Consider the following 25970-nt stretch of genomic DNA (forward strand, 5'->3'; position numbering starts at 1 on the left):
CAGTGATATTTGTACCGCGAATTCAGGGCCGAAACTGCCGGTCATTATTCGGAGGGCACGTATTCTACAACTTCCAGATCGAAACCGGATATCGCATTAAATTTCATCGGTGCCGACATCAGGCGCATTTTACGTACGCCCAGGTCACGCAGGATCTGCGAACCGGCACCCACGGTGCTGTAGGTGGTCGGTTTTTTCACCGCCAACTGATCAGCCGTTTCGCGGATGTGCGCCAGCAACACGTCGCCATCGAGCGGGTGCCCGAGCAACAGCACCACACCGCTGCCGGCCTCGGCCACCGTGGCCATGGCGGCGCGCAGGCTCCAGCGGCCCGGTTGCTTGACCATCAGCAAGTCGCGCAGCGGGTCCATGTTGTGCACGCGAACCAGGGTCGGTTCTTCGGCGCAAATGTTGCCCAGGGTCAGGGCCATGTGCACGTCGCCTTCCACCGAATCACGATAGGTCACCAGGTTGAATTGGCCCAGTTCGCTGTCCAGTGGCTGCTCGGCAATCCGCTGAACGGTACGTTCGTGGATCATCCGGTAGTGAATCAGGTCGGCAATGGTGCCGATCTTGATGTCGTGTTCGGCGGCAAAGGCTTCCAGTTCAGCGCGACGGGACATGGTGCCGTCATCGTTCATCACTTCGCAGATCACGCCGCTCGGCTCGAAACCGGCCATGCGCGCCAGGTCGCACGCCGCTTCGGTGTGGCCGGCGCGGGCCAGCGTACCGCCGGCCTGGGCCATCAGCGGGAAGATGTGGCCGGGGCTGACGATGTCGTCAGCCTTGGCATCACGGGCGGCAGCCGCTTGCACGGTGCGCGCACGGTCGGCGGCGGAAATGCCGGTGGTCACGCCGGTGGCGGCTTCGATGGACACAGTAAACTTGGTGCCGAAACCGGAACCGTTGCGCGGCGCCATCAGCGGCAGCTTGAGCAGTTCGCAACGCTCGCGGCTCATCGGCATGCAGATCAGGCCACGGGCGTGCTTGGCCATGAAGTTGATGTGCTCGGGCTTGCAGCATTCGGCGGCCATGATCAGGTCGCCTTCGTTCTCGCGATCTTCGTCATCCATGAGGATGACCATCTTGCCTTGGCGGATGTCTTCAACCAGTTCTTCGATGCTATTGAGCGCCACAAGGCACCCCCTTGAGTCAGGATTTTAGGTAGCCGTTGGCGGCCAAAAAGCTTTCAGTGATGTTACTGGAGGTCGGTTCCGCAGCCTTGTCGCCCAGCAGCAAGCGCTCCAGGTAACGGGCCAGCAAGTCCACTTCCAGGTTCACCCGGCGACCCGGCTGGTACGACGCCATGATGGTCTCGCTCAGGGTGTGCGGAATGATGGTCAGCAGGAATTCGGCGCCATCGACCGCGTTCACGGTCAGGCTGGTGCCGTCGACGGTGATCGAGCCTTTATGGGCGATGTACTTGGCCAGTTCTTTTGGCGCGCGGATGCGAAATTCCACGGCACGTGCGTTTTCGGTACGGGCAACCACTTCGCCCACGCCGTCAACGTGGCCGCTGACCAGATGCCCGCCGAGGCGCGTGGTCGGGGTCAGGGCTTTTTCCAGGTTGACCGGGCTGCCGCTTTTCAGGTCGTTCATGGCGGTGCAGTCGAGGGTCTCGCGACTGACATCGGCTGCAAAACCGTTGCCCGGCAATTCAACCGCGGTCAGGCACACGCCGTTGACCGCGATGCTGTCGCCCAGTTTGACGTCGCTCAAGTCGAGCTTGCCGGTTTCGACATGAACCCGCACATCACCGCCCTTTGGGGTCAATGCACGAATACTGCCGATGGATTCGATGATGCCGGTAAACATGGGGTTCTCCTCGAGAACAAGGCCAGCGCTATAACGTTGGCCGAGAATTATACGCTCGCTGCTGGCGAAGGAATGGCAGTGACTCGCCAGTCATCGCCAACCGCACGAATGTCAGTGATTTTGAGTGCCGGTGCATCCTTCATTTGCGCGAGCGGCCAGTCCAGCAGCGGCCGTGCCGAGGAGCCCAAAAACTTGCCGGCGATGAAAATCTGGAATTCATCCACCAGGCCCTGTTGCGCAAAAGCACCTGCCAGACGCGGACCGGCCTCGACCAGCACTTCATTGACGCCACGGGCAGCAAGTTCGACCAGCAGTTGACGCAGGTCGACCTGACCGTCCAAGCCCGGCACGATCAGGCACTCGGGACCGTTGGCATACTGTTCTTCCACCGCCATACAGGTCGCGACCAATGCCGGGCCAGCCTTGAAGAACGGCGCATCCAGCGGCACTCGCAGCCGACCGTCGATCAGCACACGCAGCGGCGGACGGCTCATGGCCAGGGCGGTTTGCCCGGCGTCCAGGCCCAACTCATCGGCGCGTACGGTCAAGCGTGCATTGTCTGCCAGCACCGTATCGGCGCCGGTCAACACCACGCTGGCCTGGGCGCGCAGGCGTTGCACCGCCGAACGCGCGGCCGGGCCGGTGATCCATTGGCTTTCGCCGCTTTGCATGGCGGTTCGACCGTCAAGGCTCATCGCCAATTTGACCCGCACGAACGGCAAGCCGTGTTCCATGCGTTTCAGGAAGCCCTGGTTGAGCTGGCGCGCCTGGCTTTCCAGCACACCGCTCTCGGTGGCAATGCCGGCCTGGGCCAGGCGTTGCAGGCCGCGACCGGCGACTTCCGGGTTCGGGTCCTGCATCGCCGCGACCACCCGGGCCACACCGGCGTTCACCAGCGCATCGGCACACGGTGGCGTGCGGCCGTGGTGGCTGCACGGTTCCAGCGTCACGTAGGCGGTAGCGCCACGGGCCTGTTCACCGGCCGCGCGCAAAGCGTGGACTTCGGCGTGGGGCTCGCCGGCGCGCTCATGCCAGCCTTCGCCGACAATCTGCCCGCCCTGCACGATGACGCAACCAACCCGCGGATTGGGATGCGTCGTGTAATGCCCTTTGCGCGCCAGTTCCAGGGCACGGGCCATGAAATGGGCGTCGAGGATGGCTTGTTCGGTTGGCGTGGTCATTCTTTCACGGGCTCACGGGCCAGGCGATCGATCTCTTCGCGGAACTCGTTGAGGTCCTGGAAGCGGCGATACACCGAGGCGAAACGAATGTAGGCGACTTCGTCGAGCTTTTGCAGCTCGGCCATCACCAGCTCGCCGACCACGAGGGATTTGACCTCGCGTTCGCCCGTGGCGCGTAGTTTATGTTTGATGTGCACCAGCGACGATTCCAGGCGCTCGACACTCACCGGGCGCTTTTCCAGCGCGCGCTGCATGCCGGCGCGGAGTTTTTCTTCGTCGAACGGCTGGCGACTGCCGTCGGTTTTGATCAGGCGCGGCAACACCAGTTCAGCCGTCTCGAACGTCGTGAAGCGTTCGCCGCAGGCCAGGCATTCACGCCGGCGGCGCACCTGTTCGCCCTCGGCGACCAGACGCGAGTCGATGACCTTGGTGTCGTTGGCACCGCAGAAGGGACAGTGCATGGTGGCAGGCAACAAAAAAAGGGAGGGCCATGGTAGCGCATCCCGGTGGCAAGACAAGCCATAGGGTTTGCGGTATACAGTCGGGCTATACCGCCTGATCCATGGACACCATCTTGCCGGAGCCGCAAATGTCGCTAAGACCGCTCGTTTTACTCAGTGTTTTCAGCCTGCTGGTGGCTTGCGGCAGTGATGCACCCAAGCCCCAGCCGCCCACGCCGGGCCCCGCGCCGCAGCAAGCGCAGAAAAAAGCCCGGGAAGCGGCCGACCTCGGCCCGCTGCCGGCGTATCAGCGCGAGTTGAGCGGCACCCTGCAGGGCGTGCCGGCCGGTGCCGAAGTCGAACTGGCGCTGCTGGTGATCGACGAAAAGGACCGCCCGCAACAATTGCTCGCCAGTTCCAGCCTGATCGGCAACAACCAGGTGCTGCCGTTTCACCTGCGCTTCAACCCGGATTCTTTCCCGGCCGGCGCGCGCGTTGAACTGCGTGGCCGCGCCAGCCAGTCCGGGCAGTTGATCCTGCATTTGCCGTCGCAGGTGATTACCCAGCCGACCACCCAGGCCCTGGGCCAACTGCAATTCGTCAAAGCCCCATGAGTGCACCGCTCGACCTGCAACGGGCCTTGGTTGAACTGCTCGGTGATGCGCAACTGGTAGCCTGCCCATTGCCGGAAACCGACCTGAAACTGTGGTTGATCGACGGCGACATGGACCGCGCCTTCAGCCCGGAAGAAACCCGGCGCATCCTGCATGAGCCGCCGTACTGGAGCTTCTGCTGGGCCAGCGGCCTGGCCGTGGCTCGCTACCTGGCGGCCAACCCGCATTGGGTCGAAGGCAAGCGGGTACTGGATTTCGGCGCCGGCTCCGGGGTGGCGGGGATTGCCGCCCTAAAGGCCGGGGCGCTGGAGGTGGTGGCCTGTGACCTTGACCCGCTGGCGATTGCCGCGTGCCGGACGAATGCCGAGCTCAATGACGTACAGCTCAATTACTCGACGGACTTTTTTGCCGAGGCGGATCGTTTCGACCTGATTCTGGTGGCAGACGTACTGTACGACCGGGCGAACCTGCCGCTGCTCGATGAGTTTCTCAGTCGCGGGCGGGAGGCGTTGGTGGCGGATTCCCGGGTACGGGATTTTCGCCATCCGCTGTACGAGCGCATCGAAATGCTCGAAGCCATGACCTTGCCCGACCTGGCCGAACCCCATGAGTTTCGGCATGTGAGCCTGTACCACGCGCAGCGCGGCTAAACGCTTCGCGAGCAGGCTCGCTCCTACAATGGAATGCGTTCCCCCTGTAGGCGCAGGCTAGCCAGCGAAGGCGCCCGGTCAGGCAATGCACCTCTCACGGCTACCCCGCTTCCGGCCGCCCCCCACCAAGCCGTATAGTTGTCCTATTCACGCTTCTACGAGATTGCCCATGAGTCAGCAAACGCCGTACATCTTCGACGCCACGACTGCCGATTTCGACCAGTCGGTGATCGAGAACTCATTCCACAAACCGGTGCTGGTGGATTTCTGGGCCGAATGGTGCGCGCCCTGCAAAGTGCTGATGCCGATGCTGCAAGGCATTGCCGAGAGCTATCAGGGTGAGTTGCTGCTGGCCAAGGTCAACTGCGACCTCGAACAAGACATCGTCGCCCGCTTCGGCATCCGCAGCCTGCCGACCGTGGTGCTGTTCAAGGACGGCCAGCCGGTCGATGGTTTTGCCGGTGCACAACCGGAATCCGCCGTCCGCGCCCTGCTCGAACCCCATGTACAGATGCCGCCACCGGCCGCCGCCGATCCGTTCGAGCAGGCTCAGGCGTTGTTCGACGACAGCCGCTTTGCCGATGCCGAAGCCTTGCTCAAAGTGATCCTGGGCGAGGACAACACCAACGCCAAGGCGTTGATCCTGTACGCCCGCTGCCTGACCGAACGCGGTGAGCTGGGCGAAGCACAGGCCGTTCTGGATGCGGTCAAGAGCGACGAACACAAGGCTGCACTGGCCGGCGCCAAGGCGCAGATCAAGTTTCTCGGCCTGGCCAGGGACTTGCCAGACGCCGCCGATCTGAAGGCGCGCCTGGCGAAAGATCCACAGGACGATGAAGCGATCTATCAACTGGCGATCCAGCAATTGGCCCGCCAGCAATACGACGCCGCGCTGGATGCCTTGCTCAAGCTGTTCATCCGCAACCGCAGCTACAGCGAAGGCTTGCCGCACAAGACCTTGCTGCAGGTGTTCGAGTTGCTCGGCAACGATCACCCGCTGGTCAGCACCTACCGCCGCAAGCTGTTCGCCGCCCTCTACTAACTGCAAGTAGGAGCTGGCTTGCCAGCGAAAGCGGTCTATCAGCCACATAACTGTGGCTGACACGCCATCGCGAGCAGGCTCGCTCCTACAACAGCCAGCGGTAAAGCGGCGTATCCCCGCCGCTCTCCACCTTCACCTCCGGGCTATGGCGTAAGCGCACAAGCAAGCGTTTGCCCGCCACCGCGCTGCCGGTCAGTCCCTCGAGTTGATCGAGCAGGTCCGGACCGCTGAGTTGCCCTGCCTTGCGCAACAAATCCCGGGCGACCTGCCACAGCGCATCATCCTGATTCAGCGGTTTCGCCGCTGGCGCGCTGGCCTCGACTTTTTCCACCTGCAACTGCGCACCCAGCCGTGCCCAATCACTGTCATCCATCTCCAGCGTCAAATCCACCGGCCAGTCGCCGATGCTTCCGCGAATTCGCAACATGGGTCTGCTCCCGCTTTTTTATTGCGCTCATGCTCACATGGGACTTGTGCAACGCCAAGCAGGCAGTCAAACTCTCTCCGCTTACGTTATAAGATTACATAACAAATTGTTCATTTTACTTTTCGGAGACTCGCCATGCGCCGTTTGCTTCTCGCTGTGCCGTTTGCCTTGTTGCCGCTGGCTTTCGCCCAAGCCGCCGACGAACCCGCTCACGAACATGGCAGCCTGGGTGCCCACGAGCACGGCGTAGGCCGGCTGAACGCGGCGCTGGACGGCAAAACCCTGGAGCTGGAACTGGACAGCCCGGCGATGAACCTGGTGGGTTTCGAGCACGTCGCCAGCAGCGATGCCGACAAAGCCAAAGTCGCAGCAGCCCGTGCTGTGCTCGAGCAACCGCTGACCTTGTTCAACCTGCCGAAAGCCGCCGGTTGCGCGGTGGAAAACCAGGAACTGGAAAGCCCGTTGTTCGGCGACAAGCCCGATGCCGACGATGATCACGATGAAGACGCCAAGGACGAAGACGGCCACGAGCATCACCACGAGCACAGCGAAATCCACGCCCGCTATGAGTTCACCTGTGCCACCCCGACGGCCCTGAAGAACCTGGACCTGGCGAATATTTTCAGCCGTTTTCCGGCGACCCAGAAAATTCAGGTACAACTGATCGGCCCGAGCGGGCAGCAAGGGACGGAAGTGACCGCCAAGGCTGCCAGCCTGAAATTCTGAATCCACTGAAGATCCCCTGTAGGTGTGGGCTTGCCGCGAAGGCGTCGTATCAGTTTGCATCCATGTTTGCGACAGACCGCATTCGCGGGCAAGCCCGCTCCTACAGGTATTCGAAACCCATGAAGTTGGCGCTATGACCCAAGCACTCATCGAACTGTCCGACCTGGGCTTCAGTTGGCCCGGTCATCCGCCGCTGCTGGACATCCCGGCGTTTCGCCTGGAGCGCGGCGAAACCCTGTTTCTCAAAGGCCCCAGCGGCAGCGGCAAGACCACCCTGCTCGGCCTGCTCGGCGGTGTGCAAAAGCCTGACCGTGGCAGCATTCGCCTGCTCGGCCAGGAACTGACGCAACTCTCGGCCGGCGCCCGCGACCATTTCCGCGTCGATCACACCGGCTACATCTTCCAGCAGTTCAACCTGCTGCCGTTTCTGTCGGTGCGTGAGAACGTCGAACTGCCCTGCCACTTCTCGAAGCTACGCGCCGAGCGGGCGAAACAACGCCATGGCAGCGTCGACAAAGCCGCCGCCACCCTGCTCGCCCACCTGGGCTTGAAGGATGAAAACATCCTCAGTCGCCGCGCCGACTCACTGTCGATCGGCCAACAACAACGGGTCGCCGCTGCCCGCGCGCTGATCGGTCAACCGGAACTGGTGATCGCCGACGAACCGACCTCGGCCCTCGATTACGACGCGCGCGAGAATTTCATTCGCCTGCTGTTCGCCGAATGTCGCGAAGCCGGCTCAAGCCTGCTGTTCGTCAGCCATGACCAGAGCCTGGCGCCGCTGTTCGACCACAACCTGTCGCTGGCCGAACTCAATCGCGCCGCCACCCCGTCCGAGGTCTGAGATGTATTTGTTTCGTCTAGCCATGGCCAGTCTGGCTAACCGCCGCTTCACCGCGATCCTCACCGCGTTCGCCATCGCCCTGTCGGTGTGCCTGCTGTTGGCAGTGGAGCGCGTACGCACCGAAGCCAAGGCCAGTTTCGCCAGCACCATCAGCGGCACCGACCTGATCGTCGGTGCCCGCTCCGGTTCGGTAAACCTGTTGCTGTACTCGGTGTTTCGCATCGGCAATGCCACCAACAACATCCGCTGGGACAGCTTCGAGCACTTCGCCAACAACCCGAAAGTGAAGTGGGCGATCCCGATGTCCCTCGGCGATTCCCACCGCGGCTACCGCGTCATGGGCACCACCGAAGCCTACTTCGAGCACTACCAGTACGGCCGCCAGCAGCACCTGGAACTGGCCGATGGCCGGGCGTTTGCCACCGACCCATTCGAAGTGGTGCTCGGCGCCGAAGTGGCCAATGCGTTGCATTACAAGCTCGGCGACAAACTGGTGCTGGCCCACGGCGTGGCGGCGATCAGCCTGGTCAAGCACGACGACAAGCCGTTCACCGTGGTTGGCATTCTCAAGCGCACCGGCACCCCGGTGGACCGCACGTTGCACATCAGCCTCGGTGGCATGGAAGCGATTCACATCGACTGGCACAACGGCGTACCGGCCCGCGGCGAGGGCCGCATCAGCGCCGATCAGGCGCGCAACATGGACCTCACGCCGCAGGCGATTACCGCGTTCATGCTGGGCCTCAACAACAAGATTTCGACCTTTGCCCTGCAACGGGAAATCAACGAGTTCCGCGGCGAGCCAATGCTGGCGATCCTGCCCGGCGTGGCGCTGCAAGAGCTATGGAGCCTGATGGGCACCGCGGAAAAAGCCCTGTTCGTTGTCTCGTTGTTTGTGGTGTTGACCGGGTTGATCGGCATGCTCACGGCGATTCTCACCAGCCTTAACGAGCGCCGCCGGGAGATGGCGATCCTGCGTTCGGTAGGCGCTCGACCGTGGCACATCGCGACGCTGTTGGTGCTCGAAGCCTTTGCCCTGGCGCTGTCGGGGGTGATCGCCGGCGTGGCGTTGCTGTATGTGTGCATCGCCGCGGCCCAGGGTTATGTGCAAGCCAATTACGGCCTGTTCCTGCCTCTGTCCTGGCCAAGCGAGTATGAATGGACGCTGCTCGGTGGCATCCTGATCGCCGCGCTGCTGATGGGCAGCGTCCCGGCCTGGCGTGCCTATCGCCAATCGTTGGCCGATGGCTTGTCGATCCGTTTATGAGGACGTTGAAAATGCCCCGCGCTGTACTTGCGCTGTTGATGCTGGTCGCCCTGCCCCTGTGGGCCGCGCAGCCGCGAGATTTGACCTGGTCGGAGATGATCCCGCCGGACGCGCCCAAAGAAGTGCCGAACATGACGCCGCTGCACGACCTGTCGCAGATGAGCAATGCGCTGTCGGCAGAGTCGGCCCCGGCGGCCAAGCAGGACCTGCCCAATGCGCCAGTGGTGAACGCCCTCGATGGCCAGAACATTCGCCTGCCGGGTTACATCGTGCCGCTGGAAGTGAGCGAGGAAGGACGCACCACGGAGTTCCTGCTGGTGCCGTATTTCGGCGCCTGCATCCACGTGCCGCCACCGCCGTCGAACCAGATCGTGCACGTCAAGAGCGCGGTCGGCGTGAAGCTCGACGAACTGTACCAACCGTACTGGATCGAGGGCGCGTTGCAGGTCAAGGCGTCGACCAGCGAGTTGGCGGATGCCGGGTACCAGATGGAGGCGGAAAAGATTTACCTGTATGAATTGCCGGAGTGAACCCGGTAGTCATGTGTTGCTTGATAGTCAGTCATCGCGAGCAGGCTCGCTCCTACAGTTGAAATGCATTCCCCTGTGGGCGCGAGCCTGCTCGCGATGAGGTCACCAACGACATCGCAAAAACCATCACCTGCCACTTTCATTGAGCTGCATCAAAAGACCGAGCCGTTAGGCGCCTTACCATTGGACATCAAAAACTTTTAACGTCCTTTGGAGCCCCCATGAACAAGTCCTTGCTCAGCGCTTCGCTGGTTGCCCTCGCGCTCGCAGCCCCGCTCGCCCACGCCTACGAGGCCGGTGACATCATCCTTCGTGCGGGCGCCATCACCGTTAACCCGAAAGCCGACAGTTCCAGCGTTAAGGTCGACCAGGGTCCGCTGGCCGGTGCCGATCTGGGCGGCAAGGCGACCATGGACAGCGACACCCAACTGGGCCTGAACTTCGCCTACATGCTCAACAGCCACTGGGGGATCGAACTGCTTGCGGCCACCCCGTTCGAACATGATGTGAAGCTCAAGGGCACTGCGCTGCCAGCGGCAAACGGCAAACTCGGATCCCTGAAACACCTGCCGCCGACCCTGAGCGTGGTGTACTACCCGCTGGATTCGAAGTCCGCCTTCCAGCCGTACCTCGGCGCTGGCATCAACTACACCTGGATCTACGACGAAAACCTCAGCAGCGAGGCCAAGGCCGCCGGTTTCAGTAACTTCAAGGCACAGAACACCTGGGGTCTGGCGTGGCAGGTCGGTGCCGACTACATGCTGACCGAGCACGTCATGCTCAACGCCCAAGTGCGCTACATCGACATCGATACCCGTGCCACCGTTGAAAATAACTCGATCGCACCGGGCACTCGCGCCAAGGTCAACGTCGACGTCGATCCGTTTGTGTACATGGTAGGCCTGGGCTACAAGTTCTAAGGAACGTTCACGTGGTGGTGAATGAGGCTTGTGTAGCGAGGGGGGCTTGTCCGCTTTAACGAAAATTCCGGCCGTGAAAAAGGCGCCTGTAAAAAGGCGCCTTTTTCATGTCCGCAGAGCAGGCAACTAACGACCCAACAACCGCGCCAGTCCCACCCGCATCGGCGTTTGCGTGGAGGTGCTGAAGCGCTCCAACAACCGCTGGTTGTTCGCCCGCGAATGCCGGATGTCACCGGAGCGCGCCGGGCCGTAGCTCACCGGTGGCAGCTCGCCGACCACGGCTTCGAGGGCTTCGAGCATTTGCTTGAGGGTCGTCGCCTGATTCCAGCCCACGTTGACCGCACCGACTTCGACTTGCGGTTTCTCGATGGCCTGAACCAAGAGATCAACCAGGTCTTCGACGTAGACGAAATCCCGCGTCTGCTCGCCGTCACCGAACACGGTGATCGGCAGCCCTTTCTGCGCGCGTTCGCTGAAAATGCTGATGACCCCGGAGTACGGCGACGACGGATCCTGGCGCGGACCGAAGATGTTGAAGAAACGGAAAACCACCGGCTCCAGCCCATGCTGGCGGCGATAGAAATCAAAGTAGTGCTCGCCGGCCAGCTTGTCCGCCGCGTACGGCGTCAGTGGCGCCTTGGGCGTGTCTTCGTCGATCGACTCCCCTTCGCCATTGTTGCCGTACACCGCCGCGCTGGAGGCAAACAGCACACGCTTGACCCCGGCCTGGCGCATGGCTTCGCAGACGTTCAGCGTGCCGATGAAATTGCTCTGGTGAGTCTTCACCGGATCGTCCACCGAGGCCTGCACCGATGCGACGGCGGCCAGGTGCGCCACGGCGCTGCAACCGACCATCGCCCGGGCAACCAGCGCCGCATCGGCGACATCGCCGACAATCAGTTCGACCTTGGGGTTGTCCAGCGGCAGATTGCTGCGTTTGCCGGTGGACATATCATCGAGGATCCGCACCGCATGCCCCTTGGCAAGCAGCGCGTCGGTCAGGTGCGAACCAATGAAACCGGCACCACCGGTGATTAAAACGGGGCCGTCAGCCATGGCGGTAGAACCTGTCCAGTAAGCCGGGAAGTGCCGCACGCCAGGCGCGGGGTTTGATCCCGAAGGTGTGGAGAATTTTTTTGCAGGCCAGGACCGCGTGTTGCGGTTCTTCGCCCGCGTCCGGGCGCGCGGCGTGCGCCTGGGCGGTCGGGGCGTCGATGGCCAGCGGATGCAGGCTGCGAGCCTCGGTCAGTATCGCCTGCCCCAGCGCCAGCGGCGTGGTCGCCTCATGCCCGGCGTAGTGATAGGTGCCCCACAGCGGCGCGGCGCAATCGAGTTGCTTGAGCACCGAAATGATCACCCGCGCGGCGTCGTCGACCGGGGTCGGATTGCCCCGACGGTCGTCGGCCATCAACAGCTCTTCGGGGTTTTCCGCACGGGCGAGAAAGCGCCCGAGGGCGCCGTCCGGGCTGTCATCGAGCAACCAGCCAAAACGCAGCAGCACGTGCTGCGGGCAGGTGGCGCGAACGCTTTGTTCGATGCGCCACAAGGCCTGGCCCCGCAATCCCAGAGGCACGGGTTCGTCTTTTTCGCTGTAGGCGGTGGCGCGGGAGCCGTCGAACACGCGATAACTGGAAGGTTGCAGCAGGACGATGTTGTGGTGCTGGCACAATTCTGCCAGGCGCTCGATTGCACGTTCCTGGCTGGCCAGGCGTTGTTCGCTCACGGCCTCGGCCTGGAACCAGTCGAAATAGTAGGCGAGGTTGATCAACGCATCGGGACGGGTGTCGTCGAGCAGTTGCGTCAGGCTCGCGGCATCCCAGCCGTCTGCGGGCGGGCGGGGGGCGAGGAAACCGATGTCTTCCTCAGCACCGAGGCGAATCAGCGCCTGCCCAAGGGCATTTCCGCCGCCCAGTAACATAAGGCGCATTCGCATAGAGTCAGCAGGCCCAGTCTGATTGGAACGATGGCAGTATCGACACCGCCCGGGGCGATGTCGTTGGTAATTGCCGGAATCGTTGCATTTTGCGGGTTTAGTGCGCAACCGTCACCCGTAAAGTGTCGATGTCCGGGTTTTGTGCTGCGGCCACTGCCGCCATCGCGGGCAAGCCCGCTCCCACAGGGATTTTCTGTGAACATGTAATGTGTGAATCACACGGACACTGTGGGAGCTGGCTTGCCAGCGAAGAGGCCCAGAAGACCACCAGAGATCCCGAGCGGTACTTGCATCTTCAGCGCCCCACCCGCATAACTGGCCCCATGAACCTGCCCATTCCCGCAGACAGTGCCCTGAACGGTTTTCACCCCGCCGTCAGCGCCTGGTTCAATCACACCTTCCCAGCGGTCACCGCCGCCCAGGCCCGGGCGTGGCCGTTGATCCGCCAGCGATGCTCGACCCTGATCGCCGCGCCCACCGGTTCCGGCAAGACCCTCACCGCGTTTCTCGCGGTCATCGACGACCTGGTGCAGCGCGGCCTGGAATCCGCCGACGGCCTGCCCGACGCCACCCTGGTGGTCTACGTCTCGCCCCTCAAGGCGCTGTCCAACGACATCCAGATCAACCTGCAAAACCCGCTGGCCGGGATCACCGAACAACTGCGCGTGATGGGCTTGCCGGAGTTGCAGATCACCACCGCCGTGCGCACCGGCGACACCCCGCAAAAAGATCGCTCGGCGATGCGCAAGACGGCGCCGCACATCCTGGTGACCACACCAGAATCGCTCTATGTGCTGCTCGGTTCCGACTCCGGTCGACAGATGCTCGGCACCACGCAAACAGTGATCATCGACGAGATTCATGCCATGGCCGCCAGCAAACGCGGCAGCCACCTGGCCCTGAGCCTCGAACGCCTGCAAGCACTCTGTCCGCAGGCGCTACTGCGCATCGGCCTGTCGGCCACGCAAAAACCCATCGAAGCCGTCTCACGCTTTCTGGTGGGTCGCGACCGCGCTTGCGAGATCGTCGACATCGGCCACGCCCGCCCCCGCGACCTCGACATCGAAGTACCGCCGGTGCCGCTCTCGGCGGTGATGGCGAATGATGTCTGGGAACGGGTCTACGACCGCCTCGCCGCCCTCGTCCGGGAACACCGGACCACGCTGATTTTCGTCAACACCCGACGCCTGGCCGAACGCCTGAGCCGTCACTTGAGCGAACGCCTCGGCAAGCACGCCGTCGCCGCCCATCACGGCAGCCTGGCCAAGGAGTTTCGCCTGGACGCCGAACAGCGCCTCAAGCGTGGCGACCTGCAAGTGCTGATCGCCACGGCATCACTCGAACTGGGGATCGACATTGGCGACGTCGACCTCGTGTGCCAGATCGCCTCGCCGCGTTCGATTGCCGGGTTCCTGCAACGGGTCGGTCGTTCCGGGCACCAGGTCGGCGGCACGCCCAAGGGCCGTTTGTTCGCCACCACCCGCGACGATCTGATCGAATGTGCGGCTCTTCTCGATAGCGTGCGCCGCGGCGAACTCGACACCTTGCTGATGCCGCAGGCGCCGCTCGACGTGCTGGCGCAGCAGATCATCGCCGAGGTCAGCTGCCAGGAATGGTCGGAACCAGCGCTGCTGGACATGCTGCGCCGCGCCTCGCCCTATGCCGACCTTGACGACAAGCACTACCAGGCGCTGCTGCACCTGCTCGCCGAGGGTTACAACGGGCGTCAGGGCATCCGCAGCGCCTACCTGCACCGCGACGCCGTGAACCGCTCCCTGCGCGGCCGCCGTGGCGCGAAACTGACGGCCGTGACCAGTGGCGGGACGATTCCGGACAACGCCGACTACAGCGTGCTGCTGGAGCCTCAAGGGCTGAACATCGGCACCATCAACGAAGACTTCGCGGTGGAAAGCATTGCCGGCGATATCTTCCAGTTAGGCAATACCTCCTATCGCATCCTGCGCGTGGAAACCGGCAAGGTCCGGGTCGAGGATGCCCAAGGCCAGCCGCCGACCATCCCCTTCTGGCTCGGTGAAGCACCGGGGCGCAGTGCCGAGTTGTCCAGCGCGGTGGCCCGTCTGCAAGCGCACCTGGACGACTTGCTGGGGGCTGCCCCCGGCAACCTGCAGCCCGCACTTGACTGGCTGACCGGGACCCTCGGCCTGAACCTGGCCAGCGCCGAACAACTGGTAGAATACCTGGCCCGTGCCCGGCAAACGCTCGGCGCCCTGCCCTCGCAAGACACGCTGTTGATGGAGCGTTTTTTCGACGAGTCCGGCGGCACACAACTGGTGATTCACACGCCATTCGGCAGCCGCATCAACCGCGCCTGGGGCCTGGCCTTGCGCAAGCGTTTTTGCCGCACCTTCAACTTCGAATTGCAGGCCGCTGCCAGCGAAGACGCCATCGTGCTGTCGCTGTCCACCAGCCACAGTTTTGAATTGGACGACGTCTGGCGTTACCTGCACAGCAACAGCGCCGAGCACATCCTGATCCAGGCCGTGCTCGACGCGCCGCTGTTTGGCGTGCGCTGGCGCTGGAATGCCGGTGTGGCGCTGGCGCTGCCGCGCTACAGCGGCGGGCGCAAAGTGCCGCCGCAGATCCAGCGGATGAAAAGCGAAGACCTGATTGCCAGCGTGTTTCCCGACCAGATTGCCTGCGTCGAAAACCTTGCCGGTGAACGGGAAATTCCCGACCACCCGCTGGTGGAGCAAACCCTCGACGATTGCCTGCACGACGCCATGGACACGCAAGGCTGGCTGGCCCTGTTGCGGCGCATGGAGCGCGGCGAGATCCGCCTGATCAGCCGCGACTTGCCGGCACCCTCACCGCTGGCGGCAGAGATTCTCAGTGCCCGGCCCTACACCTTTCTCGACGATGCGCCGCTGGAAGAACGCCGCACCCAAGCCGTGCTCAACCGGCGCTGGAGCGATCCGCAATCAACCGACGACCTCGGTGCGCTGGACCCCGAGGCAATTGCCGCAGTGCGCGAGCAAGCCTGGCCTGCGCCCTCCGGTGTCGATGAAATGCACGAAGCGTTGATGAGCCTGGCGTGCATCACCGATGCCGAGGCTGGCGCCAACCCGTCGTGGCTCGACTGGCTGACCACCCTGGCCGACAGCGGACGCGCAAGCCGCTTGCAGATCAATGCCGGGCAATCGCTGTGGTTGGCGCTGGAACGCCTGACGTGCCTGCGGGCGATTTATCCACAGGCCCAATTGTCGCCAGCGCTGCAACCGTTGCCGGGTTTTGATGACGCTTGGGAGGTCGACGAAGCCATTGTCGAATTGATCCGCGCACGGCTCAGCGCGTTCGGGCCGTTGGCGCTCGAACGGATCGCCGAACCGCTGGGTTTGCCCGCCGCGCAAGTGAATCAAGCCCTGGCCCAACTGGAACGCGAAGGCTACGTGCTGCGCGGTCGCTTCACGCCCGGCAGCGCAGAAGAAGAATGGTGCGAGCGGCATTTGCTGGCGCGGATTCACCGCTACACGGTCAAGCGCCTGCGCCGGGAAATCGAACCGGTGGCGATGCAGGATTTCATGCGGTTCCTGTTCGACTGGCAGCATGTGTCGAGCGCAAGCCAGGGCCAGGGCTCGGCGATACTGCCCGCCGTCGTCGCGCAATTGGAAGGCTACCCTGCCGCCGCGTCCGCCTGGGACAGCGACATTCTGCCGGCGCGAATCAAGGACTACTCGGCGACCTGGCTGGATGATTTGTGTCGCAGCGGCAAACTGGTATGGACGCGCCTGACCGCGCCCAACAAAAGCGCCAGCACGGCGCTGCGCAGCACACCGATTGTCTTGCTGCCGCGTAACCGGGTCGGGCTCTGGAGCGACTTGACCGAACAGACGCCGGTCAGCGAACTGTCGCCGAAAACACAAAAGGTCCATGCCGCGCTCAGCCAACAGGGCGCGCTGTTTTTCGATGAGTTGATCCATGAGGCACATTTGCTGCGTTCGGAGCTGGAAATCGCCTTGCAGGAACTGGTGGGCGCGGGGCTGGTAAACGCCGACAGTTTTGCCGGATTGCGCGCCCTGATCACCCCGGCCAGCAAGCGCCAGCCGCGCAATGGTCGACGTGGACGCGGGGCGTTTATCGGCGGCATGGACGACGCCGGGCGCTGGGCGTTGCTGCGACGCGCACCTGCCGCGCCGGTGGCGGAAAACCAACGGCCCGCGCCGACGCCGGCCGAGACTCTGGAACATGTCGCCATGGCCTTGTTGCGCCGCTACGGGGTGGTGTTCTGGCGCTTGCTGGAACGGGAGGCGGATTGGCTGCCGAGCTGGCGCGAACTGCTGCGCACGTTCCATAGACTGGAAGCACGGGGCGACATACGTGGCGGGCGATTTGTCAGTGGCCTGGCGGGCGAGCAATTCGCCCTGCCCGAGGCGATTCCGTTATTGCGCGAAGTTCGCCGTCGCCCCCCTGACGGCAGCCTGGTCGCGGTGTGCGGCGTCGACCCGCTGAACCTCGCCGGCACGCTGTTGCCCGGGGCGAAAGTCCCGGCGCTGGCGAGCAATCGCTTGGTGTACCGCGACGGGTTGCCGGTGGCTGCTGAGATTGCCGGCAAGCAGCAGTTCTGGGGGGAACAGGATCAGCAACTCAGTGCCGAGGTGCGCCACAAACTGATCCGGCACTGATATCGCCCGACCTGACGCCTTCGCTGGCAAGCCAGCGCCTACAGGTTTCGTCGCCAATACCATGTGTGTGAACAACCACAATCCTTGTAGGAGCTGGCTTGCCAGCGAAGAGGCCATCGGCTCCAACATCAATGTTGCCTGACCCTGCGCCTTCGCTGGCAAGCCAGCGCCTACAGGTTTCGTCGCCAATACCATGTGTGTGAACAACCACAATCCTTGTAGGAGCTGGCTTGCCAGCGAAGAGGCCATCGGCTCCAACATCAGGGTCGGCTGACCCGGCGCCTTCGCTGGCAAGCCAACGCCTACAAAGGGGGGTTATTGGGGGCGTGGCCGATCCGGCATCAATACCGCCGCATGCTCCGGTTCCGCTTCTGGTGGCGCTTCGACCGGTTGCCGCGGCACCAGCGCCTGCTGTGGATAAGTTTGCGCGAAGTGCACCCACGGGCAGTTATCCACAAGCTTTTTCAAACGCTGGTTGAAGGCCCGGCTCACCGCATACTGGCCACCGGAAACCGTGCGGAATTGCGCGGTCAGCACTACGCCGTTGAGGTCCATCTTGTCGACGCCAAACACATCCAGCGGCCCTTGCAGGTTGTAGCGCAGGAACGGATCACTGCTGATGGAATGCCCGGCTTCACGAATCAATTCGATGGCCTTGTCGACGTCAGTGTCGTAGGTGAACTGCACCGAGAAAAACGCATAGGCGAATTGCCGGGATTGGTTGGTTACCGCCTTGATCTGCCCGAACGGTACCGAGTGCACAAAGCCCTTGCCATCGCGCAAGCGCAAGGTGCGAATGGTCAGGCCTTCGACAGTACCGGCGTGGCCGGAGTCGAGCACCACCCAGTCGCCGATGGACAGGGTGTCTTCGATGATGATGAACAGCCCGGTGATCACGTCCTGCACCAGTTGCTGGGAACCGAAACCGATCGCCAGCCCGATCACTCCGGCACCGGCCAGGAACGGCGCCACGTTGATCCCAAGATTGGCCATGGTGGTGATCGCGCAAATCACCACCAGGATGATTTTGATCGCGTTGCGCAGCAGCGGCAGGATGGTTTTCACTCGCGTGCTCGGCTGGCGGGCCGAGCGTTTGTTGGTCGGTGGTTTCAGGGCTTCCTGGATCGCCGTGTCGAGCACCACCCAGCCCATCCAGGTCACCAGGAAGATCAAGCCGATGTGGCTCAGCGAATCACTGATCGCCCGGCCCACGGCATTGCCCACCGCGAACTCGAACAGCGACACGCCCCAGATCCGCCCGAGAATATCGATAAACACAATGGCCATGCCGATGCGTAGCAAGGCGTGGGACAGGTTGAGGAAACGCTCCTTGTAGGCGCTGCTGCGACGCAGGTCGGCTTCGCTGCGGGCCTTGAACAGATGGTGCAGCGTGGTGCTGAGAAACACTGTCGCAATCAGCAATACCGTGGTGAACAATGCGCTGCGCAGCACGCGCTGATTGTCCGCGCCAGCACCGATCAGATTGATGATCGACACCAGCACCATCAACAGGATCGGCCAATACCAGAGCCCGGAAAATATCCGCAGGGTTTCCCGCAACGCCGGCTGCTTGAGACGCTGGGCCAGCGGCAGGATACGAATCACGTGAGCCACGGGGCGGCGCATGCGGATCACCAACAGGCCGAAGGAAATCGACGCGGCCAGCCCTGTGAACACCGCGATGCTGCTGGTCAGGTTGTTGCCCAGTTGATGGGCGATCTGCGGGCTGGTCAGCGCATCGCTCAAGGCCACCAGAAAGCCGATACCGAACAACGGACGCGGCGTTTGCTGGCGGATAATCTGCACCGCCCGCCGCTTGTGCCCGGCATTGAACACGACCACCAGCGACAGCACCAACGAGGCGGCAAAAATCCCTGCGCTGGTGGCATAGGCAAGACATAACGCCAGCGCACGACCGGCGGAAAACGGCAGGAACTGGCTGGCGTAAATCGTCAGCGGCAGGCTGACCAGCGCCGGCAAGGTATAGGGCAACACGTAGCCGAGCAACGCTTGGCCGCGTTCACGGCTGAGCATCAACCGATGTTCACACAGGCGTTGGGCCAACAACCGCCCGAGCAGCCAGAGCACGCCGAACACCGTCGCCCATACGCAGGTCAGGATCAGGAAATCGCTGGCAACGCTCCACGGCGAGCGCGCCGATGGCTGGTTGACCAGTTGATCCACTTCATCGGCGGCACGGTCGGCTCGCAGGCGCCAGGCGTCGACGATATTCTGGTTGAGATCGAGCCTGCTCTGCACCTCATCGATGCTGGAACTGATGGCCCCCAGCAGACCGCCCTGTACCAGCGGTTCGGGATGGGCCGGTGGCGTCGCGGCGGTCGATGCGGCGGGCAGCCCCGGTATCGCGGCGGCCTCCAGTTGCTCGCTGCCCAGCAACAACAGTGCTCCGAGCAGTATCGCGGTCTTGAGCCTGATCAAAGCACCCGCTCCTTTGGCTGTGACGGTAAGGAACTGATCGAGAAATGCCGGGCAAGTTCGGATATTGCCTGCTGATAGTGGGACAGCGATAGCTCCTGTGGTGAGGGGGCTTGCCCCCGTTGAGGTAAGAAGCGCCCCCAAAACCTTACTGTCGGATTCATCGGATACACCGCGGTCGAAGAGCTTGCGACTGCTGCGCAGCCGAACGGGGGCAAGCCCCCTCGCCACAGCCTAACACTCGCTTTCGCGATCTTTGCGCCTGGAGCAAATATCAAACGTCCTTCCCTGTATTTTTTTCCAAACCCTCGCCACCAGTCTAGTGCCGAAGGAAAATGCCGCCAGCGCGCTTGCCATGATGTTCGCGACCGGCATCGGCCAGCATTTTGGCTGGCGTGAAACCTTGTAGGAGCCGGCTTGCCGGCGAAGACGGATGCACATTAAACAAGGATGAGACCGACATACCGCTTTCGCCGGCAAGCCGACTCCTACAGGTACCGTCCGTATCAACGGCGAAACTTTCGCCGTTGCGCCGCAGTCATCCCAAGACAGGGTAGTCAGACCGGAGGCGACATGGCGGCGATTCATATCGGTATTTCAGGCTGGCGCTATACGCCTTGGCGGGGGGATTTCTACCCCGAGGGCCTGACCCAGAAGCGCGAATTGCAATTCGCTTCGCGGGCGGTCAACAGCATCGAAATCAATGGATCGTTCTACGCCCTGCAACGGCCCGAACGTTACGCCCAGTGGTACGACGAAACGCCTTTGGGCTTCGTGTTCAGCGTCAAGGCCCCGCGCTTCATCACGCATATCAAGCGCTTGCGAGACATCCACAAGCCGCTGGCGAATTTCTTTGCGTCCGGGGTGCTGGAACTGAAGGAAAAACTCGGCCCGATCCTCTGGCAATTCCCGCCCAACTTCAAATTCGATGCCGAGTTGTTCGAAACCTTTCTCGACCAACTTCCTCACAACACCGAACAGGCTGCCGCCCTCGCCCGCCAGCACGACGCCCACGTCAACGGCCACGCCAGCCTCAAGGCGTACAAAAAACAGCCCGTGCGCCATGCCGTGGAAGTCCGTAACGAAAGCTTTGTCGACCCGCAGTTCGTGCGCTTGCTCAAGCGCTACAACACGGCGCTGGTGATTGCCGACACCGCCGGCAAATGGCCGTACCGCGAAGACATCACCAGCGATTTTGTCTACCTGCGCCTGCACGGTGCCGAAGCGCTCTATGCCAGCGGCTACACCCCGCAGGCACTGAAGCGCTGGGGCGAACGCATCGAAGCCTGGCACCGCGGCCAACAACCGGCGGACCCGCAGTTGATCGCGCCCCGATTGAAGCCAAAGGCGCGCAAATCCCGGGAAGTGTTCTGCTATTTCGATAACGACATCAAAGTCCGCGCGCCCTTCGATGCCCGCCATTTGCTGGAGCGTCTGCACCTGGACCAAAACCTCGCTACCGTCCCCGGTGAGCCTGCCGCCGAGGGCGTATTGCCATGAGCATTCCAGAGCCGGTCGGCGTGACCGACGAACAGACGCCCATCAACGCGACCGTGCGCCGCTTCAAGGTGCTGACGGTGAATACCCATAAAGGCTTCACCGCCTTCAACCGGCGTTTCATCCTGCCGGAGTTGCGCCAGGCCGTGCGCAATGTGTCCGCCGACGTGGTGTTCTTGCAGGAAGTCCACGGCACCCACGAACACCACCCCAAGCGCTACATCAATTGGCCGGAAGTGCCGCAGTACGAATTCCTCGCCGACACCCTGTGGCCGCAGTTCGCCTACGGACGCAACGCGGTGTACCCGGCGGGTGATCACGGCAATGCGCTGTTGTCGAAATTCCAGATCATCCGTCACGACAACCTCGACGTTTCGATCAGCGGCCACGAGAACCGCGGCCTCCTGCATTGCGTATTGCGCCTGCCCGGCGACGGCCTCGAAGTGCATGCGATTTGCGTGCACCTGGGGCTGCGCGAAGCCCACCGCACCGCCCAACTGAAACTGCTTGCCCAGCGCCTGGAAGCCCTGCCCGCCGATGCCCCGGTGATCGTGGCCGGCGACTTCAACGACTGGCGCCAGCGCGCCGATGCCCTGCTCAAGCCCAGCGGATTGCATGAAGTCTTCGCCGCGCATCACGGCAAACCGGCGCGCAGCTTCCCCGCACGCTTGCCGGCCTTGCGCCTGGACCGCATCTACGTACGCAACCTCAAGGCCAGCGAACCGCAAGTGCTGACCTCGCGGCCCTGGTCGCACCTGTCCGATCACGCTCCACTGTCGGTGGAGATCGAGCTATGAGCAGCCAGTCGATGGAAAAAACCACCCTGGAGCAGATCCCGGCGCCACCGGTCCGCGAGCCGGCGGCGGTCGATGTCGAATACGGTTGGCAAGGCAGCAATCGGGTCGAGTTGCTGGAAAACGGCGAAGCATATTTTCCGCGGGTATTTGAAGCCCTGCGCGGGGCGCAGAGTGAAATCCTGCTGGAAACCTTCATCCTGTTCGAGGACAAGGTCGGCCATGAGCTGCAACAGATCCTCATTGACGCCGCACAGCGTGGCGTGCGCACGACCGTCAGCCTCGACGGTTTTGGCTGCGGCGAACTGAGCACCGGGTTTCTCACGGCCCTGACCGCGGCCGGCGTGCACCTGCAAATATTCGACCCGGCACCGAAACACCTGGGCATCCGCACCAACTGGTTCCGGCGCCTGCACCGCAAGATTGTGGTGGTCGACGGCCGCGTGGCCTTTCTCGGCGGGATCAACTTTTCCGCCGATCACCTGGCGGACTTCGGGCCGGAAGCCAAGCAGGACTACTCCGTGGAAGTCCAAGGCCCGGCCGTGGCCGACATCCATCACTTCGCCCTGCTGCAATGCGGTCGTCCGGTGCACGCCAAATACTGGTGGCAACGCCGTCGTGAGCGGCGATCGGAGCTGGCCTTCAGTAATCACGATGGTCAGGTGCGGCTGGTGTACCGCGATAACGGCGAGCACCCGACCGACATCGAAGAGGTTTACCGCCAGGTGTTGCGCCAGGCGCAACGTCGGGTGGTGATCGCCAACGCTTATTTCTTTCCCGGTTTCCGCCTGCTGCGCGAGATTCGCAACGCAGCGCGTCGGGGCGTGGATGTGCGGCTGATTCTGCAGGGGCAACCGGACATGCTGGTGGCCAAGCTCGCTGCGCGCATGACCTACGACTACCTGCTCAAGTCCGGGGTGAAGATCTACGAATATTGCGACCGCCCACTGCACGGCAAGGTGGCGCTGGTGGATGAAGACTGGAGCACCGTTGGCTCGAGCAATCTCGACCCGTTGAGCCTGTCGATGAACCTGGAAGCCAACGTGCTGATTCGCGACCGGGCCTTCAATCGCCATTTGTTCAATCGACTGGAAGACCTCAGCGATCACCATTGCAACGTCATGTCACCCGAGAACGCCCCCCGCGGGCGGGTCTGGCACATGACTGTCGGCTTCCTGGTATTTCACTTCCTGCGGCATTTCCCGGCTTGGGCCGGTTGGTTGCCGGCGCATAAACCGCGTCTCAAACCCTTCCCCTCGCCGAACGGGAGCACTGACCATGAACCGCGCTGAGAACCCCGCGACGGCCCAGGCCAACAGTTCGGGCAAGTCCCATTGGAGCCGCTGGAAGCGACCGCTGACGATGCTGTTTTTCCTGATGCTGATCGTGTTGTTCACGCTGCTCGCCCAGCGCATCGAATGGAACGAAGTGTTCGACACCCTGGCCGACTTCAAGGTCCGCACGCTGGTCATCGCGTCGGGACTGACCCTGGTGAGTTTTCTGGTGTACGCCTGCTTCGATTTGATCGGTCGCACCTACATCCGCCAGGACCTGACGTGGAAACAGATCTTGCCGGTGGGGATCATCAGCTATGCCTTCAACCTCAACTTGAGTGCCTGGGTCGGCGGCATCGCCATGCGCTACCGCTTGTATTCGCGGCTCGGCGTCAGCAAGGGCAACATCGCGAAAATCCTTGGCCTGAGCCTGGCGACCAACTGGTTCGGCTACATGGTGATTGCCGGCGCGGTGTTCAGCAGCGGCCTGGTGCGCATGCCGCCGGGCTGGAAACTCAGCAGCAGCGCGCTGCAAGCGGTGGGGGTTTTGCTGTTGCTGGTGAGCGCCGGGTATCTGCTGGCCTGCCGGTTTGCCAAGCGTCGGGAATGGTCGATTCGCGGCATTGAAATCGACTTGCCGTCACTGCGCATGGCGGTGCTGCAACTGGCCCTTGGCGCACTGAACTGGTCGCTGATGGCGGCGGTGATATTCACGTTGTTGCCGAGCAAACTGGACTATCCACTGGTGCTGGGGGTGTTGTTGATCAGCGCCATCGCCGGGGTCATCACGCACATTCCCGCCGGCCTCGGCGTGCTGGAGGCGGTGTTTGTGGCGCTGCTGCAACACGAGGTTTCGCGGGGTAGCCTGGTGGCGGGATTGCTGGCCTATCGGGCGATTTATTTCATCCTGCCGTTGTTGATTACGCTGGTGATGTATTTGTTGGTGGAGACCAAGGCCAAGTCGTTGCGGATTGCGAAGAAGCCCAAGTGATTATGTGCGGGTTGTGAGGACGCATTCGCCCAAACACCACCCCCCCTAAGACTGAATAATGCTCAACCGTTCCCCGACCACCATCTCGGTAATCCAGTCCACCAATATCGAGGTATACGCCTGCTGCGAGACCGGATCACTCAGCGCATGGTCGGCCCCGTCGATAATGCGGTGGGTCAGCGAATGCGTCTGCTGGCAGGCCGCCCGATAACTCATGATCGTCGCGTGGGGCACGTAGTCGTCGGTCTCGGATTGCACCAGCAGCACATCGCCCTTGAACGCTGAACAGGCATGCAACGCCCGATTGCTGTCGGCACGCACCAGGGTGCTGCGGTAATCGCGCAGATCGAGCTTGTCCAGTTCGCGTTTGGGCGTATGCCACTGTTCGTCGCGATACAGCGCCGGCACCCGCAGCGCCAGCCAGCGCACCGGCCGCAGCGAGGTCAGGATCGCGGCCAGGTAGCCGCCGTAACTGGTGCCGACCACGGCAATCGCCGAGGTATCGAGCGCCGGGTGCGCGAGCAAGCGGTCATAGGCCGCCAGCAGGTCGCGCAGGTTGTCTTCGCGGGTCACTCGGGACAAGGGAATGCCGGTACCGCCGGTGTGCCCGCGCAGGTCGAACGTCAGGCACACACAGCCCAAACCGGCGATACCTTTGGCGCGCTCCAGGTCCCGCTCCTGGCTACCGCCCCAGCCGTGCACGAAGAGCACGCCGGGGACTTTCGATTTGGGGCTGAGAAAGGTCCCGCTCATCTGTTCGTTGTCGATGTCGATCTGGATGGATTCGCTTCTAGCCGTCATAGGATTTAACCGTCACGTACTTGAGGAGAAATTCGCTGGCCTGCGCCGGTCCGCGGTACACCTCAATGGCGTCCGCCGGCAGCGGCTGGCCAATGTAGGTTTCTACCGAAGATACGCGAATCGCGCGCATCTGCGGGTCGTTGACAAAGCTCTGCAAGGCCGCCACTTCGGCGCTGCTGGCACCGCCTATGCGCCACGATTGCTCGAGCACGCCGCTGCGTGGCCGGCCGTCGCTGCCAACGCCTTGGGCGATATCGTAATTACGCCGCGAAGCATAAAAACCCGGATAGGCCTCATCTGCCGCGCTATCGAATACCTGGGCTTGATGGATCGCCAGACGTACATCATCCGGTAGATCCAGCTTCAACAATTCGTCATACCTTCCTGGCACCACCAACAGGTTGGAGCCGCCATAAACCGCTTCACCCTGAGGGTCTTCGGTCAGGTATTGATCACCGCAGTAACTGAGCCATTGGCCGCCGATAAAACTCTGGCCGACGCTGTGGGTGATGACCTGCCCCAGATCCTGTTCGAGCACCACGCCTTCGCTGAACATCGCCTCGGCCTCTGGCCGGGCCAGCACTTCGTCGAACGCATCGAGGCTGTCGATCACTTCCTGGCCACGTCCGGCACAGGCATGGATCGGCTTCAAGCGAATCGGCCCGGTGTACAACAGGTGCTCCGCCGCCGGGCGGGCATCCTTGAGCGCAAACACACTGAGGCCGTCGAGCACAACGCTGCGCACCCGTTCGGAGAACAGCGGCGACCAGCCTCGCGGGGCATGGGCCTGCCAGTTGAGCAATCCGTGGCTGATGGCTTTGGTGCAGATGAAATCGTGCTCGACGTAACCGCCCCACAAATCCTCCGGCCCCTTGACACCCAATTGCCGGGCAGCCGAAGCGCCCACCAGTGTCTGGGTCGGTAGCAGGTAGAGGTCGCGTCCGTCGTGAATCGGTGGGTCGTAGCTGCCGCCGTACTTGAGCCCCAATATCTGCGCCAGCCAGCGAGCCAGTGCGCGGTTGGTTTCGATTTCATGTAACGGCGCATCAGGAAGCACCGAATGGGCGACTACCAGTTTCTTGCGGTTTGTTGGGGTCATGCATCCCCCTTCAATCAACGCTTAATGAATGTGGAAGTACGGGTGCAGA

At 62.7% G+C, this 25970-nt stretch carries 23 protein-coding genes; 13 read left to right on the forward strand and 10 right to left on the reverse strand.

The window, feature by feature from the left end; translation table 11 throughout:
- Positions 1-44: 44 nt before the first annotated feature.
- Genes ribBA through nrdR form a run of 4 tightly spaced genes read right to left on the reverse strand, consistent with a single transcriptional unit; the run spans position 45 to position 3457 of the window.
- Positions 45-1136, reverse strand: coding sequence for a bifunctional 3,4-dihydroxy-2-butanone-4-phosphate synthase/GTP cyclohydrolase II (gene ribBA, locus J1D76_RS08040; protein ID WP_421137819.1), 1092 nt, complete (start codon positions 1134-1136; stop codon positions 45-47).
- Positions 1137-1152: 16 nt separating this feature from the next.
- Positions 1153-1815 (reverse strand): riboflavin synthase, encoded by a 663-nt coding sequence (locus J1D76_RS08045; protein ID WP_008033746.1) that lies wholly within the window; start codon positions 1813-1815, stop codon positions 1153-1155.
- Positions 1816-1862: 47 nt separating this feature from the next.
- Complete coding sequence (gene ribD, locus J1D76_RS08050) at positions 1863-2996, reverse strand: bifunctional diaminohydroxyphosphoribosylaminopyrimidine deaminase/5-amino-6-(5-phosphoribosylamino)uracil reductase RibD (protein WP_421137820.1); 1134 nt, start codon at positions 2994-2996, stop codon at positions 1863-1865.
- Entirely contained in the window at positions 2993-3457 is a 465-nt protein-coding gene (gene nrdR / locus J1D76_RS08055; protein WP_003228656.1) for a transcriptional regulator NrdR, read from the reverse strand. The genes ribD and nrdR overlap by 4 nt, the downstream gene beginning before the upstream one ends.
- A gap of 128 nt (positions 3458-3585) precedes the next feature.
- Here nrdR and J1D76_RS08060 point away from each other — a divergent pair, with 128 nt between their 5' ends.
- The 3 genes from J1D76_RS08060 to trxA all read left to right on the forward strand — a co-directional run bounded on the left by J1D76_RS08060 (position 3586) and on the right by trxA (position 5742).
- Complete coding sequence (locus J1D76_RS08060; protein WP_421137821.1) at positions 3586-4050, forward strand: YbaY family lipoprotein; 465 nt, start codon at positions 3586-3588, stop codon at positions 4048-4050.
- Complete coding sequence (locus tag J1D76_RS08065) at positions 4047-4700, forward strand: class I SAM-dependent methyltransferase (protein ID WP_421137822.1); 654 nt, start codon at positions 4047-4049, stop codon at positions 4698-4700. Before J1D76_RS08060 ends, J1D76_RS08065 begins: the two co-directional genes overlap by 4 nt.
- A gap of 169 nt (positions 4701-4869) precedes the next feature.
- The gene (trxA, locus tag J1D76_RS08070; RefSeq protein WP_421137823.1) at positions 4870-5742 is read left to right on the forward strand and encodes a thioredoxin; all 873 of its coding nucleotides are present in this window, start codon (positions 4870-4872) and stop codon (positions 5740-5742) included.
- A gap of 85 nt (positions 5743-5827) precedes the next feature.
- Here the strand turns inward: trxA and J1D76_RS08075 are convergent, their stop codons facing one another.
- Complete coding sequence (locus J1D76_RS08075) at positions 5828-6169, reverse strand: hypothetical protein (RefSeq protein WP_421137824.1); 342 nt, start codon at positions 6167-6169, stop codon at positions 5828-5830.
- A gap of 135 nt (positions 6170-6304) precedes the next feature.
- Here J1D76_RS08075 and J1D76_RS08080 point away from each other — a divergent pair, with 135 nt between their 5' ends.
- From J1D76_RS08080 to J1D76_RS08100, 5 genes are all read left to right on the forward strand, one after another.
- On the forward strand, positions 6305-6895 hold the full coding sequence (locus tag J1D76_RS08080; protein ID WP_421137825.1) for a DUF2796 domain-containing protein: 591 nt from the start codon (positions 6305-6307) through the stop codon (positions 6893-6895).
- A gap of 133 nt (positions 6896-7028) precedes the next feature.
- Positions 7029-7739, forward strand: a complete 711-nt coding sequence (locus J1D76_RS08085) for an ABC transporter ATP-binding protein (RefSeq protein ID WP_223499976.1) — start codon at positions 7029-7031, stop codon at positions 7737-7739.
- Position 7740: 1 nt separating this feature from the next.
- Positions 7741-9006, forward strand: a complete 1266-nt coding sequence (locus J1D76_RS08090; protein ID WP_421137826.1) for an ABC transporter permease — start codon at positions 7741-7743, stop codon at positions 9004-9006.
- Positions 9007-9017: 11 nt separating this feature from the next.
- On the forward strand, positions 9018-9536 hold the full coding sequence (locus J1D76_RS08095) for a DUF3299 domain-containing protein (protein ID WP_421137827.1): 519 nt from the start codon (positions 9018-9020) through the stop codon (positions 9534-9536).
- 221 nt (positions 9537-9757) lie between these two features.
- Entirely contained in the window at positions 9758-10456 is a 699-nt protein-coding gene (locus tag J1D76_RS08100; protein ID WP_421137828.1) for an OmpW/AlkL family protein, read from the forward strand.
- 126 nt (positions 10457-10582) lie between these two features.
- On the opposite strand, the gene J1D76_RS08105 is transcribed toward J1D76_RS08100, so the two are convergent.
- Positions 10583-11512 carry an NAD-dependent epimerase/dehydratase family protein gene (locus tag J1D76_RS08105; protein ID WP_421137829.1) on the reverse strand — a complete coding sequence of 310 codons (930 nt, stop codon included), beginning with the start codon at positions 11510-11512 and terminating at the stop codon, positions 10583-10585.
- Entirely contained in the window at positions 11505-12389 is an 885-nt protein-coding gene (locus tag J1D76_RS08110; protein WP_421137830.1) for a sugar nucleotide-binding protein, read from the reverse strand. The genes J1D76_RS08105 and J1D76_RS08110 overlap by 8 nt, the downstream gene beginning before the upstream one ends.
- A gap of 323 nt (positions 12390-12712) precedes the next feature.
- On the opposite strand from J1D76_RS08110, the gene J1D76_RS08115 reads away from it, so the two are divergent.
- Positions 12713-17029 carry an Lhr family helicase gene (locus J1D76_RS08115; RefSeq protein WP_421137831.1) on the forward strand — a complete coding sequence of 1439 codons (4317 nt, stop codon included), beginning with the start codon at positions 12713-12715 and terminating at the stop codon, positions 17027-17029.
- Positions 17030-17344: 315 nt separating this feature from the next.
- Here J1D76_RS08115 and J1D76_RS08120 read toward each other — a convergent pair whose 3' ends face one another.
- The gene (locus J1D76_RS08120) at positions 17345-19468 is read right to left on the reverse strand and encodes a mechanosensitive ion channel family protein (protein ID WP_421137832.1); all 2124 of its coding nucleotides are present in this window, start codon (positions 19466-19468) and stop codon (positions 17345-17347) included.
- Between the two features lie 570 nt (positions 19469-20038).
- Here J1D76_RS08120 and J1D76_RS08125 point away from each other — a divergent pair.
- Genes J1D76_RS08125 through J1D76_RS08140 form a run of 4 tightly spaced genes read left to right on the forward strand, consistent with a single transcriptional unit; the run spans position 20039 to position 24021 of the window.
- On the forward strand, positions 20039-20965 hold the full coding sequence (locus J1D76_RS08125) for a DUF72 domain-containing protein (protein ID WP_421137833.1): 927 nt from the start codon (positions 20039-20041) through the stop codon (positions 20963-20965).
- Positions 20962-21759, forward strand: a complete 798-nt coding sequence (locus J1D76_RS08130; protein WP_421137834.1) for an endonuclease/exonuclease/phosphatase family protein — start codon at positions 20962-20964, stop codon at positions 21757-21759. The genes J1D76_RS08125 and J1D76_RS08130 overlap by 4 nt, the downstream gene beginning before the upstream one ends.
- On the forward strand, positions 21756-23048 hold the full coding sequence (gene clsB, locus J1D76_RS08135) for a cardiolipin synthase ClsB (RefSeq protein ID WP_421137835.1): 1293 nt from the start codon (positions 21756-21758) through the stop codon (positions 23046-23048). The genes J1D76_RS08130 and clsB overlap by 4 nt, the downstream gene beginning before the upstream one ends.
- Complete coding sequence (locus J1D76_RS08140; protein ID WP_421137836.1) at positions 23035-24021, forward strand: lysylphosphatidylglycerol synthase domain-containing protein; 987 nt, start codon at positions 23035-23037, stop codon at positions 24019-24021. The genes clsB and J1D76_RS08140 overlap by 14 nt, the downstream gene beginning before the upstream one ends.
- Before the next feature lie 45 nt (positions 24022-24066).
- On the opposite strand, the gene J1D76_RS08145 is transcribed toward J1D76_RS08140, so the two are convergent.
- Positions 24067-24822 carry an alpha/beta hydrolase family protein gene (locus J1D76_RS08145; protein WP_421137837.1) on the reverse strand — a complete coding sequence of 252 codons (756 nt, stop codon included), beginning with the start codon at positions 24820-24822 and terminating at the stop codon, positions 24067-24069.
- Entirely contained in the window at positions 24812-25921 is a 1110-nt protein-coding gene (locus J1D76_RS08150) for a DUF3182 family protein (protein WP_421137838.1), read from the reverse strand. The genes J1D76_RS08145 and J1D76_RS08150 overlap by 11 nt, the downstream gene beginning before the upstream one ends.
- Positions 25922-25970 lie beyond the last annotated feature (49 nt).

Source organism: Pseudomonas sp. NFX15 (assembly GCF_049132105.1).
Classification (GTDB): Bacteria; Pseudomonadota; Gammaproteobacteria; order Pseudomonadales; family Pseudomonadaceae; genus Aquipseudomonas.